7 protein-coding genes and 1 pseudogene are annotated in these 16193 nt (G+C 44.7%); 5 read left to right on the top strand and 3 right to left on the bottom strand.

Annotated features, from left to right (window positions below; all coding sequences use genetic code 11):
• The first annotated feature begins 88 nt into the window (after window positions 1–88).
• On the top strand, window positions 89–1294 hold the full coding sequence (locus M1D67_RS03150; RefSeq protein WP_023857816.1) for a Bcr/CflA family efflux MFS transporter: 1206 nt from the start codon (window positions 89–91) through the stop codon (window positions 1292–1294).
• Window positions 1295–1332: 38 nt separating this feature from the next.
• Here the strand turns inward: M1D67_RS03150 and M1D67_RS03155 are convergent, their stop codons facing one another.
• From M1D67_RS03155 to M1D67_RS03165, 3 genes and pseudogenes are all read right to left on the bottom strand, one after another.
• Window positions 1333–2505: an iron-containing alcohol dehydrogenase gene (locus M1D67_RS03155; protein WP_075213095.1), complete on the bottom strand. Its 1173-nt coding sequence runs from the start codon at window positions 2503–2505 to the stop codon at window positions 1333–1335.
• A gap of 203 nt (window positions 2506–2708) precedes the next feature.
• The gene (locus M1D67_RS03160; RefSeq protein ID WP_224067391.1) at window positions 2709–3719 is read right to left on the bottom strand and encodes a response regulator; all 1011 of its coding nucleotides are present in this window, start codon (window positions 3717–3719) and stop codon (window positions 2709–2711) included.
• A 162-nt stretch (window positions 3720–3881) separates the two neighbouring features.
• Window positions 3882–5456, bottom strand: a pseudogene (locus M1D67_RS03165) (sensor histidine kinase); the annotation flags it as partial.
• Between the two features lie 493 nt (window positions 5457–5949).
• Here M1D67_RS03165 and M1D67_RS03170 point away from each other — a divergent pair.
• The 4 genes from M1D67_RS03170 (at window position 5950) to M1D67_RS03185 (ending at window position 15953) form a co-directional block, all read left to right on the top strand.
• Window positions 5950–7032, top strand: a complete 1083-nt coding sequence (locus M1D67_RS03170; protein ID WP_023857813.1) for a response regulator — start codon at window positions 5950–5952, stop codon at window positions 7030–7032.
• Between the two features lie 286 nt (window positions 7033–7318).
• Window positions 7319–13231 carry a SpaA isopeptide-forming pilin-related protein gene (locus M1D67_RS03175; protein WP_479831581.1) on the top strand — a complete coding sequence of 1971 codons (5913 nt, stop codon included), beginning with the start codon at window positions 7319–7321 and terminating at the stop codon, window positions 13229–13231.
• Window positions 13232–13329: 98 nt separating this feature from the next.
• Window positions 13330–13962, top strand: coding sequence for a class A sortase (locus M1D67_RS03180; RefSeq protein ID WP_020450319.1), 633 nt, complete (start codon window positions 13330–13332; stop codon window positions 13960–13962).
• Between the two features lie 569 nt (window positions 13963–14531).
• On the top strand, window positions 14532–15953 hold the full coding sequence (locus M1D67_RS03185; protein ID WP_023857810.1) for a sugar porter family MFS transporter: 1422 nt from the start codon (window positions 14532–14534) through the stop codon (window positions 15951–15953).
• Window positions 15954–16193 lie beyond the last annotated feature (240 nt).

The following is a 16193-nucleotide window of genomic DNA, read 5'->3' on the forward strand; positions in this document are numbered from 1 at the left end:
GTTACAATATACAAATGTTTTGCGATCCTCCAGTTTATTTCATGATGAAACAATATATTTTACTAGCTTGAAAGAAAGGTTTGATACTATGCTCCATAATCCAACAGGAAAGGAACGCCTTGCATTGGCTTTTCTGCTCGGCATGCTTGCGATATTGGGCCCGCTGAATATCGATATGTATTTGCCAAGCTTTCCCGAAATTGCCGATGATTTATCAGCTGGAGCCTCGCTCGTACAGCTAAGCTTAACAGCGTGTTTGATCGGGCTTACGTTTGGTCAGCTCGTTATTGGGCCGGTCAGTGATGCACAAGGAAGACGGAAGCCCTTATTAATATCCATCTTTTTATTTGCGTTGTCTTCTTTGTTTTGCGCGCTTTCCCCGAACATTATTATGCTGGTCATTGGTCGTTTTTTACAGGGTTTTACCGCTTCGGCGGGAATTGTGCTGTCGCGCGCCATTGTACGGGACGTGTTTACAGGCAGAGAGCTTTCTAAATTTTTCTCGCTTTTAATGGTGATCACCGCGGTTGCGCCAATGGTCGCACCAATGACGGGGGGAGCCATCCTGCTTTTGCCGTTCGCTACTTGGCATACGATTTTTTATACTCTATCATTGATCGGATTGTTCCTAGTGCTCGTTATCTCAATGAAATTGACTGAAACATTGCCGCCTGACAAACGGATTCCAAGCTCAATCGGTTCGTCTCTCAAAACGATGGGAAGCTTGTTGAAGGACCGGTCTTTCATCGGCTATGCGCTGACTGTCGGTTTCATTCACGGAGGCAGCTTTGCATACGTGTCCGGAACCCCTTTTGTATATCAGGACATCTATGGGGTTTCTCCTCAAGTGTTCAGCGTGCTGTTCGGCATTAACGGCCTCGCTATTATTTCGGGAAGCTTTATCATCGGGCGTTTCGGGGGAATCATTCATGAGAGGAAGCTCTTGCGGATCGCGGTTATTACCGCTGTCATCGCGACATCCGTTCTCCTGACGATGACGATTTTGAAAGGACCGCTTGCAGCGATTGTCATTTCCATCTTTATCTACATGATAACCATCGGAATGACGTTGACAAGCACATTTACGCTGGCGATGGAAAACCAGGGACACCGTGCGGGCAGTGCAAGCGCGATGCTCGGCATGCTTCCGCTTCTGCTCGGTTCGATCGTTTCGCCTCTCGTTGGAATGAATGAAACAACGGCCGTTCCAATGGGTGCGATCATGTTTATTACAGCTGTGATCGGATCTTTCACCTTTTTTGCCTTAACACGGGAAAGACAGGGGGAGCGGTAAAGATAAGGACGGAATCACTTGATTCCGTCCTTTTGTTGTTATAGAGAAGCCCGGAGAATGGCGAGTACGTCATCTTTGTTTAGTTTTTGGAAATTGGCGAAGCCGCCGTGCTCGATTTCTTTAGCGGCGATGTCTGCGATCAGATCGAGCTTTTCTTCGCCGATGCCGTAGTCGGCAAGGCGGGAAGGAGCGCCAAGGCTTGTCCAGAACGCGGACAGCTTATCGATTCCTTCAAGCGCGATGTCTTTATCGGTTTTGCCTTCTGTTTCAATGTCAAACATGTTCAGCATAAGGGCTTTGAAGCGGCTGACATTCGTATCAAGCGTATATCTCATCCAGTTCGGGAACAAGATCGCAAGGCCGCCCGCATGCGGAATGTCGTAAACGGCCGAAACGGCGTGCTCCATTGTATGGGAAGCCCAATCGCCGAAATAGCCCATTTGCAGCGTGCCATTCAAAGCGATTGTGCCTGCGTATAAAATGGTTTCCCGGTGCTCATAGTTTTGCAGGTCTTCCAACAGCTTCGGTGCCGTTTCGATGACCGTTTGCAAAACGGAAAAGCACAGTCTGTCCTGAAGCGGCGTGTTTTTGACATTATGAAAATATTGTTCAAACACATGGCTCATCATATCAACAATGCCGTAAACCGTTTGGTTTTCCGGGACACTGAACGTATTTTCAGGGTCTAAAATGGAGAACTTCGGATGCGTGACATCGCTTCCCCATACATATTTTTCATTCGTTTCCCAGTTTGTAATGACGGAATCGGGGTTCATTTCAGATCCGGTTGCAGCTAAGGTTAAAATCGTACCGAACGGCAGGGCGTCTTTTGCTGTCGTTTTTTTGCTGAAGATATCCCAAGGGTCGCCGTCGTATTTTGCTCCGGCAGCAATCGCTTTTGTGCAGTCGATGACGCTTCCTCCGCCGACAGCGAGGAGAAAATCGATTTCATGCCGGGCACACAATTCGATCCCTTTTTTAACCGTAGCAAGACGCGGATTTGGTTCTACTCCGGAAAGCTCGTGCATGTCAGCGCCTTCTTCTTTCAACACGCGCGTAACTTCGTCATAAAGGCCGTTCTTTTTAATACTGCCGCCTCCATAAACAAGCAATACATTTTTTCCGTATTCCTTTAATTCTTTTCTTAACTGTTCAAGCTGGCCTTTTCCGAAGATCAATTTCGTTGGATTGTAATAGCTGAAATTTTCCATTGATGAACAAACCTCCTATGGTATATGTAAAAACAGTTTTCTACTATAACATATTGAATCGTATAGAAAAAGAGGCCGTGTTCTTACAAAGGACAGGGTCAAATTGTACAGAGGGGAGGAAGCACACACCTGATTTACTGCGTAAAAAAGCTTGCCGACTTTGCCGGCAAGCTGAGGAGGCCGTTCTGTCTTCAGGTTAAAACCTATACTGAGACGTCCGCCGATTCGTTGATAGAAATGACCATTGAGACAGCGGTTCCGTCATCCGGCGCACTCTCGATATTCAGTTCGCTCCCGCAGAAGTGCTTCAGTCTTCGGTTGATATTTTTCATACCGACGCTATGAGTGAAATGAGAGGAAAAGATATCGTGTTGTTTTTCCGGCGGCATGCCGATTCCATTGTCCTCTATCTTGATATAATAGCGGTTTTCGCTTTCTTTTTTTGCCGTCAGCTTGATCCAGCCTCCGCCTCTTTTTTTGCTGATCCCGTGGTGGACGGCATTTTCGACAAGAGGCTGAATCATTAATGGCGGAAGGGCAAAGTCAATGTCTTCGTCAATATCGTAAATGACGTCCAGCCGATCGCCGAAGCGCGTTTTTTCAATAGAAAGATACGAATTCACAATCGACAGTTCATGTTTGAAAGAACTCATCCCTGATGTATTTTGAAAATCAAAACTCATTCTTAAGTAGTTTGTAAAATCAGCCGTTACTTCGCGCGCTTTTTCAATATCCAAATGACTGAGCGCGATAATTGTATTTAATACGTTGAAAAGAAAGTGCGGCTTGATCTGCGACTGGAGGAATGCCATCTCCATATTGGTCGCTTGGGCTGCCGTATCTTTCATCATGATCAGGTTTTTAACGCGGGCTGCAAATTCAGTGTAGTTGTACGGTTTTTGCAAAATGTCATTTGCCCCGGCGTGAAAAGCCTTGTATTTATCATGATCGATGATGGCTGCCGTAATAATGAGAACCGGAAGTTCCACCATTGTGAATCTTTCACGGATTTTCATAGAGACTTCAAACCCTGTCATATCGGGCATCATCAGATCCAAAATCACCAAGTCAAGCTTTGATCGGGAGGCGACTTCGAGAGCCTCTTTGCCGCTTTTTGCTGCGATGACTTGATAAGGAACGCCTTCAAGCATATCGGCCAAAATTTTTAAGCTTTCAATGTTATCATCGACGATCAGAACAGTTGGAGCATCCATTTTCTTTGAATAATACGGCGTGCTGATTGAAACATCGGGCAAACTCCTGACGGCTTGCTGTTGAGGCACGTTCTCCTTATCGTCAAGAAGCGAGTCATCCTTTGCGACAGGCAGTGTGAAATGAAATGCCGATCCTTTCCCTTCTTCCGATTCTACCCAGATCTCCCCATTTTGAAGCTGAACGAGCTGTCTGACGATGCTTAAACCGAGCCCGGCTCCGTCATCTTTATGGTTTTTTGCTTGTTGAAAAGATTCGAATATCGATTGACGGACGGCCTTTGGTATGCCGACTCCTGTATCTGCTACAGTGATTTTGACCTTCTCTTGGTTGATCCTCTCGGCAGAGAGCGTAATTTGTCCCTCCGGCGTATACTTGATTGCGTTATCTACCAGGTTGGTCATGATTTGCCGGAAGCGGTTTTCGTCAGCCAAGACGAGCGGCAGTCCGGATGGAACCAGGTTTACAATCTGGACCTGTTTATTTTTTGACAACAGCCGATAGAAGCCCATTTCCGTACTGATCGCTGAATGGGTATCGACAGGAACGGCTTGAATCTGCAGCATGCCCTGCTTCATTTTTTCCAAATCGAGAATGTCATTCACCAGGCTGGAGAGCCTGTATCCCATGCGGATGACCAGCTGCAGATTTTCTTTTTCTTCCTCTACCGTCCTTTTGCTTTTCCTTGCCAAAAGGGTCTGGCATATATTAATCATGCTGTTCAGCGGCGTTTTAAATTCATGCGATGTTTTGGCGATAAATTCGTCTTTTAATCGATTCATTCTGAGCAATTTCAAGGATAGGACTTCATTCTCGCGGAATGCGCCTGCGAATTGCTGCGCCATCATCAGAACAGCCGCCAGCAAAGCGATGATTGACGGCACGGCATAGAGCGAATTGAACGAAAAGCCTCTTTTGCCGCTGTAAGCAGAAACGGTCGTTAAAATGACGAATGCGCTCATTGAAATCGCTGCAATCGTAAGATAAAGACTGCCTTTCATTTTCCGAAGGGCAGCAATCGCAAACACATACGTAATATAAATCAAAGTCGTGACGGCAAGAACGGAATGCAATATATATGCGAGACGGTCTGTAAAACCCCATGATATAAAATCAATCAACAAAACCAGTGCAGAAAATGCAGTCGCGGCGATTATCCATTTTTTTGAAACGATTTCTCTGTAAGCGAAATAGAGATAGAGAAAAACCGCTATACTGACAAGCACCATTGTGGTTGCTCTCATTACGCTTAAAGCCGAGAATGAAACAGACGGAAAGAAAAGAAAGATCATTCGTTCTCGTCCGATTAAAAGCACAATGACTGAAAAAAGAAGACACATCGTGGAAAAAAAGAATAAGTGCTTATCCTTTTTTCGATGCAGGAAAAAGCCGAGAAAGTATAAACCGGTAATGAAGAATGCCGTGATCATGCTGGTTTCATTAAAGAAAGAAATTTTGCTTTGGTGTAAAATGTTCTGCTGCGTTCCGAAGGTAATCGGTTTTTCTATTCCCCATGAAGGTGTTTTTTTGAAGTTCGAAAATTGTACAATCAGCTCGTTGTCCCCGCGGTGAATGTCGAAAAAACTCGTATAAGGCCTGTTTTGAGCCCTGAAATTCGCTTTACTTGAAGGAGTTCCGCTCTGCCCGATCAATTTGCCGTTGAAATAAATTCGGTTTGCGCTGTTAATAAAAGAGGTGCTGATTCCGAACATCTCATTGTCCTGTTTTGACCGGATCATCAGTCTGTATGTACCGTAATCCACGTTTTCCCCTGAATCGGTAAGTTTGACATTGTTAGGCACAGCGGAATAAATGGGGGCTTTTCCAATGCCTGAATGGATCGCCTTTGGCGAGAGAAGCTGGTTTCGATAGAGTGTCCATTCCCCGGTGAGCGCGATGTTCCCATCTTTCTGAAAATCCCATGTTTCCAGATTGATGATTCCTTGCTTTGCTTCAGGGTAATTCTGATCGGACAGTTGATTGTTAATGAATAAGAAAATAAAAAAGAAGCCGGCATAGCCGAGAATAATCGAAAGGAAAACAAATAGCTTTTTCAATATCAGCACTCCTCATTCAGCCTGCTGCAGTGTTGTCGAATCCATATGAATATTGTACTCTTAAATGTTAATAAACGACAAGAATAAGAAAATGAATCCAACTAAGTAGGGCCATTGACATGATATAATCATTATAATAATTTCCAGATGACTCGATGAAATTGGGGTGGGTGTCGTGAAAGCGTTAATTGTGGATGATGAGGAATTGGCATTGCTTCATTTTAAAAATATGCTTGAACGAACAAATTGTTTTCGATCCATTGAAATGTTTCAAGATCCGGCTGATGTTATGGAGTATCCGGATATTCAGGATATAGACACGGTGTTTCTTGACATTGAAATGCCGGGGATCAACGGGATTGAGCTCGCTGAAGCGATTCAATCGATGAATGAAAACATTCAGGTTGTTTTTATCACGGCCTATAACGATTTTGCCATAAAAGCATTTGAATTAAATGCGATGGATTATTTGCTTAAACCCGTCGATTACGTCCGGCTCGTGAAGACGGTTGAACGGATCAGAGAAAACAGCTTGCTGAAGGCTTCCGCGGAAAACGGCGGAGGAGACTATTTCATTCAATGTTTTGGGAGTTTGCAATTTTACAAAACGGAGAAGGATGTCAAAACATATATACCCGTAAAGTGGAGAACGTCCAAAGCACGCGAAATTTACGCGTATTTGCTTCATCATCACGGCCATGTGATCAGCAAAGACGTGTTGATCGACCTGTTCTGGCCTGACCATGATGTCTCTAAAGCGAGCACCCAGCTGTATACGGCGATTTATCAAATCAGAAAATTAATCGAAAGGCTTCCTTTTAGCCAATCCATCGAGAAGACTGACACCGGATATGTCCTCCGGATTTCCGGTGTGAAAGTGGATGCTGACGAATGGGAAAAGTCGCTGAAAGAGGCTCCTCCAATTCATATGGCGACGATCAACCGGCACATGGAATTGCTGCTTGCATACGAAAACCATTACTTTATGGAACACGGTTATTTGTGGGCCGAACCCGAAAAGACACGGCTTGCCCGGATATGGCTTGGAAAAGCTTATGAACTGGTCGATTGCCTTATTCGTGAAAAAGACTACCGCCGGGCGCTTGATATATGTCTGCAGGTCGAGAAATTCGAACCGTACGATCATAAAATCATCCAATACAAGATGCAGCTGTTTAATAAAACCGGGAATGTAGAAGAAGCGATCAAGGAGTATGAGCGCTACAAACTCATCAAGGACAAAATGAATGAAATGTAAACACGAGGACCGGATCAGCCGGTCTTTTTTTTATGCCATTTTCAGCTTACATGCCGATGTTCAGAAATTGTATAGTTCCATCTCATACAATGTAGTTTGGTTCGGATGATCTCAGCTGACATAAAGCAAAATTCATAGCCGCGATATCTTGATTACCGCCGCTAAACATACAGCAGCGAATTTAAAAGCCTGTCATTCTTCAAATAGAAAAGTATTTTCAGGGATTCATTTTCCAGGCTCAATCGATCCGTACACAAAAACATGATAAAAGGGGAGGAATCACAATTTGAGATCGAAAAAATATTCGTTCAGCCTCAGCAAAAAAAGAGGGCTGAAACCATTTTTGATCACTTGCCTGGCATTGTATTTGATCTTCAGTCAAGTTGTCGGCTTTACGCTGACGGCAGTGGCTGCCGGCACATCAACAGGGAGCAGCGTGTTTTTTAATTCAGTGACAATCAAAAACAGCGAAGATCAAACGGTTGACGGGTCAAAGGGAGACGACCCGGCATTAAAACCGGGTGACAAAGTGACACTCACATACGAGTGGGCGTTAAAAAACGATGAAGAAGCCGGCACCGAAAAAAGCTTCACTGTAGAGGTGCCTAAAAGCTTCGAATTCGCTCAGGATGCCAAGGGAGATGTGAAATCGGCAGATCAGCAGATCATCGGCAGCTATGAGGTGAAAGCGGACAGCAACATTTTGACCGTAACCTTGAACAGCACTGCAGAGGCAAAAGGGTCCATCACTCTGGAAGCAAAGTTTGCCGCTGCCGTGAAAAGCGGTACAAAAACGGTCACCGCTCTCTTTCAACTCGGAGCAGGCAAGACGCAGCAAGCAGTCATCCCTGTAAATACAGGATCCGAATCGGAAACGGCGAAAAACGATTCTCCGTCATCTGAGGATGATCAGGCAGCAGCTGACGATCAATCAAAATCTTCAGGGGAGCAGGACGAAGAGGAAACGAAGACAAAAGCTGCTGACACTGAGAGCAGCGATTCAAAACCGCCAGCATCTTCAAGACTAGCGGCAGCCGGGAGCCTTGCGTCCGGAGGTAATCAAATCACCCAAAATATTTTAACCGGCGTGACGCTGACAGATGAACACGGAAAGCCTTATGACAAAAGCAACCGGGCCGACACGAATTCTCCGGCAAAAATTTCAATCACTTGGGACATCCCGGATGAGCTCGGAAAGACGATAAATGACGGCGATCGCTACGAATTTGATCTGCCTGAAGCTTTCATTATGTACAACGATATTACGAATCAGCCATTAAGCTCAGGCGGTATCACGTACGGCTATTTTTCAATTGATACAAAAGGCCATGTTGTGATGACGTTTAATGGTGAAGTGAAAACAGATTCGAAGGTCAAAGGCACGTTGTTTGTCAATACGCAGTTCAACGCGCAAAAAATAAAAGGATCGACGACTCAAAAGATTCCCTTCCCGGTGAAATCAGACACTCCGGAGGTAACGGTTTATTTTAAACCAAACGTAAGCAAAACCATCGATAAATCAGGAATTTTTGATAAAGGCATCAATCCGGGGCAAGTCACATGGACAGTCGACCTCAACAAAAAATTGGATCAAGTCAAAAATGCCAAGTTGACCGAGAACTTTCCGGAGGGGCTGATCTATCGTTCTGTCAAAGTTTATCAACTCGATGTCAACATAGATGGTTCAGTCAGCCAGGGAGATGAAGTTCTTTCAGGCTACACTGTAGACGCAAATGGGAATGTCACATTTGACGGTGAGATAGATTCGGCTTATCGCCTGATCTATGTGACGGACATCGATGACTCCGCAAAGCCGGACGAAGGCGGAAATGCTGCATTTACGAACAAGGCGACATTCGGCGGAGACAATCTGGAACCGGCTTCTGCAGAGGCCTCTGTCACAGCCAAATACGGGAAAATGATCGAAAAATCGTCGACAGGTTATAAAAGCGATTCACAGACTTTCAGCTGGACGATTTTATATAACTATGGTGAGAAGAAGATTGACGAATCCAAGGCGAGCATAACAGACTCGTTTGGTTCCGCTGATTTGCAGCTTGTTTCAGATTCCTTGAAGGTGATTCCGATTACCTTCAATCAGAACGGAAGTGAACAGGCGGGAACGCCTCTAACGGAAGGCAAAGACTATACGCTCTCCGATAATGGAAGCGGGTTTGAAATCAAATTTAACCAAAATGTTACCGGAGCTTACAAAATCACATATCAAACCGAGGTCAACAGCGGAGTGATCATCGATAAATCGACAACGTATACGAACACCGCAGTGACCGGAACAGGGGAATCAAAGAAAGCTTCCGGTACAGCCATTCAACAGAATTTGATAAAAGGCTATTCAAACATTGATTACAAGAATAAAACGGTCGATTGGACGATCGCAATCAACAAAAACAACTACACGATGAACAATTGGAAGTTGGATGATAATTTCGAAAGCGGCGGGCTCGCGCTCCTCGACGGATCATTCCGTCTTCAGGATGTGACGAATAACAAAACGCTTCAAGAAGGCAAAGACTATACATTGACAATAAAACCGGATCATGAAGGTTTTCTTCTGGAACTCATCGGAGATTATGCAACAACAAACAGCCAATTTAAGATCACTTATACGACGAATATGAATGCCGACTTTTCAAACGAAAATGTCAAAAACACGGCTGAATCAACCTGGACAGATCACAGCAGCACTGAACGCAAAAATAAGGAAACGAGCAGTTTTACACCGAATCGCCAGACATCCCACAACGGTTTCAAAAACGGCTCATATAACGCGGTTTCAAAAGAAATCACGTGGAAAATCGGGATCAACTATAATGGTGAGCCGTCAAAGAATCCTTATATTAAAGATGCTTTAGCAGATGACCAGCAATTTGTTAAAGGTTCAGTGGTCGTCAAGAGCTATGCAGTCAATAAAGACGGTTCCATCACAGAAGGAGACATCCTGCCCGCTTCACAATATGATGTGGAGGAGCCGTCGGCTGACAATAAACAAACGCTGACTGTCCATTTGAAAACGGACGATTCCGTCCCGTATCTTATTGTATTTAAAACTTCGCTTAAAGGGCAGGTCATTAAGCGTGACCCTTACACCAACAAGGCGACGTATTATAATGCCGGATACTCAGAGCGTGAGTTGACGGCATCCGTTTCGGTCGCCGACGGAGGAAGCCTCGTTTTCAAAGGAGGCAAACAAAACGGAGGTTATGTCGATTGGAGTATTAATGTCAATGCGAGCCAGTCGGTATTGGAGGATGTAAAAGTCACCGATACTCCGGATACCAACCAAATTTTAGCTGAAGATTCTTTTAAAGTTTATCAAGCTAAATACGATGAAAAAGGTGCAGTCAAAGACAGCGGAGGAAATCTTGTCCCGGATGATGTTCAGCTTCAAAAAGGCGAAGACTATACACTGGACATCAAGACCGACAATGCAACCGGTGAACAATCATTTGTCCTGAAATTTACAGGTGATTACAAAAAAATCGACCGCGCCTATGTGATTCAATACCAATCATTAATCAATATTGCCGGCACGAGCGGTCATGTTCACAACAAAGTGTCGATTTCGGGAACGAATGTTCAGGAACAAACCCAGGAAAACAACAGCTCGGTCTTTGTTGCCGTTTCAAGCGGCGGCGGTTCAGGCTCAGGTGAAAGAGGCAGCCTGACAATCCTTAAAACGGGGGAAGGCGGCACACCGCTTTCCGGAGCAGATTTTCAATTGCGGACAAAAGATAATGAGCGGCTTCTGCGGACAGGAACGACTGACGACGACGGCAAGCTGACATTCGGTAATATCCGCTACGGGACTTACATTTTAAAAGAAATCAAGCCGCCTGACGGATATACGATCAGCGACGCTTATGCAGACGGGGTCTCCGTTGAGATTAACAGCAGCTCTTCCAGTGCCGGAGCGCTTTACAAAGTCGTGAATGAAAAGAATAAGGTGACGCTTATCAAACAAGACGAACAAAAGAGTCCTTTGGAAGGAGCCGTGTTCAAGCTGGAGAAAAAATCCGGCGATGGCACCTTTACAACAATACGTACGAGTATTAAGAGCAATGAAAACGGAAAAGTAGAAATCAACGGTTTACCGCCCGGCAATTATCGTTTGCTGGAAACGAAAGCTCCAGAAGGATATCTCTTAAATACAAAAGAAATCAGCTTCTCCGTCAAAACGAATGATAAGAATCAAGTACCTGACGTTGATTTAGGAACATTGATCAACTATAAAGGCAGAGCACATTTAACGAAAGAAGATGCAGAAGGCCGTCAATTAGAGGGGGCTGAATTCAAGCTCATTGATCATGGAGGCAAAACCGTTCATGAAAAGCTCACCTCAGATCAAGACGGGAAAATCGCGGTATCTGATCTTGCGCCTGGCCGCTATGCCTTTGTTGAAACCAAAGCGCCCGAGGGCTATGTGATAAACAGCAAGGCAATCGAGTTTACCATATCTGAATCGGCAAAAGAAAAACCGGAATCCGTGGACGCAGGCAAAGCCGTCAACTATAAAGGTTCGGTTTATTTGACAAAAGAGGATGCGGAAGGCCGTACGCTGAAGGGCGCTGAGTTTAAGATCGTTGATCATGAAGGCAAAACCGTTCATGAAAAGCTCACTTCCGATGAAGACGGAAAAATCGCAGTTTCAGGCCTGGCGCCTGGGCGCTATGCTTTCGTGGAAACGAAGGCGCCCGAGGGCTTTATGTTAAACAACGATCAAATAGAATTCACCATCCCGGGCTCAGCTGAAGGGAAACCGGAGCCGGTTGATGCAGGCGCCGCTGTTAATTATAAAGGCTCGGTTCATTTAACAAAAGAAGATGCGGAAGGCCACAAGCTTGAAGGAGCCGTTTTTAAGATCGCAGATCAAAACGGGAATACCGTACAGGAGGAACTGGTCTCAGATCGAAATGGAACTGTTACGGCTTCAGGCCTGGCGCCTGGGCGCTATGCTTTCGTAGAAACGAAAGCGCCTGATGGATTTGTATTGAACAGCGGGAAAATAGAGTTTGTCATCCCGGATGCCGCTGAAGGAAAACCTGCCCATGTAGATGCGGGTAAAGCCATCAACTACAAAGGTTCGGTTTATTTGCAGAAAGAAGATGAAGACGGCAATGGATTAGAAGGAGCCGTGTTTAAAATCATTGACAGCGAAGGCAAAACGGTCAAAGACGATTTGATCTCTAAAGAAGGCGGCAAAATCGAGGCTGGCGATTTGGCGCCGGGAAGCTATCAATTTGTTGAAAAACATGCGCCTGACGGTTACCTGCTGTCAACAGATCCGATCCCATTTTCCATTACCGGGAAACACGAAGGTGAGCCGAAACAGGTTAAACTGACGGCTCTCAACAAGAAAAACAGCGTTGTGCTCACAAAAGTCGGCCAGGATGACAAGAGCGCCGGACTTCAGGGAGCGCAGTTCGATTTGACAGATGAAACCGGCAAGGTGCTGAAAACCGGTTTGGCAACAGACGCAGACGGCCGGATCACAGTGTACGGTCTTAAGCCCGGTAACTACCAATTTGTCGAAACAAAAGCGCCTAAGCATTATCAATTGGATAAGACGCCAATATCGTTCACAGTCAAAAATACTGATACAAAGCCAATTGAAATGACTGCAGAGAATCAATTGACACCGGGCGATGCGAAACTGACGAAAGTGGACCGCAACGATAAAAAAGCTGTGTTGAAAGGAGCAGAATTCAAGCTGCTCGATGCCGATGGAAAGCCTGTTAAAGCCGCAGGCAACGGGAAAAAGCTGCCGGCAGTCTGGACTACAGATCAAAACGGTCAATTTATTGCGGAAGGTTTGGCACCTGGGCGCTATCAATTTGTCGAAACGAAGGCGCCTGACGGTTATAAGTTGGATGAAACGCCGATTCCTTTTGAAATTAAAAAAGGACAGTCAAAACCGGTCGAGATCACAGCATCCAATGAAAAGCTGAAAACGCCGGCTGTTGACAAAGGCACATCGAACCCGAATTCGGGAGACCCTAGAACAGATAACAAAGGCACACCGGACCGAAATTCGAACGGAGATCCTAAAGGTCATTTGAAAGATACGCTTCCGAAAACCGGTGATAGAGACAGCATCATTCCGATCATGATCGGCATCCTGCTGATTCTGTCTGGAGGAGTCTTCGCTTTCTACACAAGAAAGAAACAAAGAAAGGCGTAAACGAATCATTTATGCACCTGATCATGAAACCGGTCAGGTGCTTTTTTGAAAAACGGCATTCGTTCAATTGACATAAAGGTTAGAAAGGACTGTGGGACATGTATAAAAAAATGATCGTTGCCGTACTTGTCATATCAGGTATACTATTCGTCTTGTCTCCTTTTATTAAAGAAAGCATCATCATCAATCTCAGCAAGAATAAAAGTTTTGAATTGACTGCTGAACAGGCGGAACAAAACAATACGCAAAAGGCGTCATTTGATTTTGAAGCGATTCAGCCGCCTTCTTTTATGGAAGCAGTAAAAGCCGGCCTCGATCGTGAATCGAAAGCGGTCATCGGCCGGATCACCATAAGCAGCGTCAATATCAAGCTGCCGATATTGAAAGGCACAACAAATCAAAATCTTCTCTACGGAGCGACAACAATGCGTCCCGATCAGAAAATGGGCGAGGGCAACTACCCGTTGGCCGGACATCATATGAAGCGGGAGAACCTCTTATTCGGCCCTCTTATCCACATTAAAAAAGGGGACACCGTTAAAATCACAGACTTTAAAAAAGACTATATATACACTGTGACATCCAAACAATTCATTTCTGAAACGGACACAGATGTGATTCAAGAGACGAAAGAAAAAGAAATTACGCTGATGACATGTGACAAAGCCGTGAGAACCGAAGGGCGCCTTGCGGTTAAAGGAAAGCTGATTCATGTTGCTGTTCACAGATAATTGAAATGTCCGCTGCAGGCAGGAAAAAATACTGAGGGAAAGCCCCTTGGTATTTTTTTATTGGGACTAAAATTCTACACATCACAAAAAAGTGACAAAAAGATCACTATGAAATGACAATAGTGAAAAAATGCTGATAAATAATAAAAAAAGAAATGGAATTATGTGAGTTGGATGAAATTCCTATCATAACGCCCTTAATTAGGCTTTTTAAAATGAAAAAAAGATAAATTTTCTGAAATTTATGTTGACTGAAAGCGCTTTTAAAATTATGATAATATCAGACATAACAAAGATATACCAAAAACATAACTATAATCTAACAATGTATTTAAACGGCATATAAATGAAAGCGATTCCAAAATATTCCGTGGTAGGCAATTGGTTGTGCGGAAGCTCCGGCTTCCATCAAAATAAAATTTTCAATTTTCTGTCAAGGGGGTGGTTGGCGAAACTTTCGAAAGTTGGGAATGAGTCTTTTGGGAAAAGAAATGAGCTCCTTTTAAGGATGTTTTCGAAAACCTTTGGAAATAAATCAATTTTTAAAAACAAAGGCGGGGGAAATCAATATGAATGAACAGGGAAATCAGAAATCATTTTTGCGTACTGTTATTTTAGTCTCGACGTTCGGCGGACTTCTATTCGGATATGACACCGGAGTGATCAACGGAGCTTTGCCTTATATGTCTGAAGGAGATCAGCTGAACCTGACTGCCTTTACAGAAGGGTTGGTCGCAAGTTCGCTTCTCCTGGGAGCGGCATTGGGGGCGGTATTCGGCGGAAGGCTCTCCGATTATATCGGGCGCCGCAAAAACATCATTTTTCTAGCTGTGCTTTTCTTTTTCTCGACGCTCGGATGTACGCTTGCGCCTGATGTGACGATTATGGTCATCTCTCGGTTCCTGCTTGGAGTTGCTGTAGGGGGAGCATCTGTTACGGTACCGACTTATTTGGCTGAAATGTCTCCTTCAGAGAAAAGGGGACGAATGGTTACCCAAAATGAATTAATGATTGTCTCCGGACAGCTCTTGGCATTTACTTTCAATGCCATCCTCGGAACCACAATGGGGGATAGTTCCCATGTTTGGCGTTACATGCTGGCCATTGCCGCAGTCCCGGCTGTGTTCTTGTTCTTTGGTATGCTGAGAATGCCCGAAAGTCCGCGCTGGCTTGTCTCTAAAGGGAAAAATGAAGCGGCGCTGGGCGTTCTGAAAAGAATCCGCGAGGAAAAAAGGGCGCATTCGGAAGTTGCTGAAATCGAAGCTGCGGTCATGAAAGAATCTGAAATGAAAAAAGCGAATTATAAGGATCTGGCTGTTCCATGGGTGCGCCGAATCGTATTTCTCGGAATCGGGATCGCTGTCGTTCAGCAGATTACCGGCGTAAACTCTATCATGTATTACGGTACAGAAATACTCAAAAATGCCGGATTTGAAACAAAAGCTGCACTTATCGGAAATATTGCAAACGGTGTCATTTCAGTTTTGGCGACATTCGTGGGGATTTGGCTTTTAGGGAAGGTCGGGCGCAGACCGATGCTGTTGACCGGTTTAATAGGGACGACCTCAGCTTTGCTGCTGATCGGCATCTTCTCAAACGCCCTTCAAGGTTCAGCTGCTCTTCCGTATGTCGTACTTACGCTGACAGTAACCTTTCTTGCATTCCAGCAAGGTGCTATTTCTCCTGTAACATGGCTCATGCTTTCTGAAATATTCCCGCTTCGCGTTCGCGGTCTAGGGATGGGCGTCACCGTGTTTTGTTTGTGGATCGTCAATTTCTTTGTCGGATTTTCATTCCCGATATTGCTTGATGCGATTGGACTGTCATCGACATTCTACATTTTTGTCGGACTTGGACTTCTTTCCATTGCATTCGTGAAAAAATTCCTTCCTGAAACAAAAGGTCTCACACTTGAACAGCTTGAGCATAATTTCCGCAACTACAAATCGGAAAAAGCACCAAGCGACGCGAGCGCTAAAATCAGCGGATGACAATTTTGTTGAGGGACATACAGGTCGAGTCCCATCGGTGGAGAATATAGATGAAGGATTTGAAGTTTGCAGGCAGAAATCTTCCTATAACAAGATTTCTGCCTGTATTTTTGTATACGATGCGGAAAAGCAGCCTATTGGAGGCGCCTTTAGAATATCTTAAAAGACGTTCGTAAAATAAAAGCTTCATTAAATGATCGTGCAAGAGTGATGTCGAAGTTAACGATTTACAGCTTCGGT

It is taken from the genome of Bacillus sp. PK6-025 (assembly GCF_056530265.1).

Coding starts and splice junctions, on each gene's coding strand:
- M1D67_RS03150 (WP_023857816.1), top strand. CDS start 89: ATGCTCCATAATCCAACAGGAAAGGAACGCCTTGCATTGGCTTTTCTG.
- M1D67_RS03155 (WP_075213095.1), bottom strand. CDS start 2,505: ATGGAAAATTTCAGCTATTACAATCCAACGAAATTGATCTTCGGAAAA.
- M1D67_RS03160 (WP_224067391.1), bottom strand. CDS start 3,719: ATGGATGCTCCAACTGTTCTGATCGTCGATGATAACATTGAAAGCTTA.
- M1D67_RS03180 (WP_020450319.1), top strand. CDS start 13,330: ATGTATAAAAAAATGATCGTTGCCGTACTTGTCATATCAGGTATACTA.
- M1D67_RS03185 (WP_023857810.1), top strand. CDS start 14,532: ATGAATGAACAGGGAAATCAGAAATCATTTTTGCGTACTGTTATTTTA.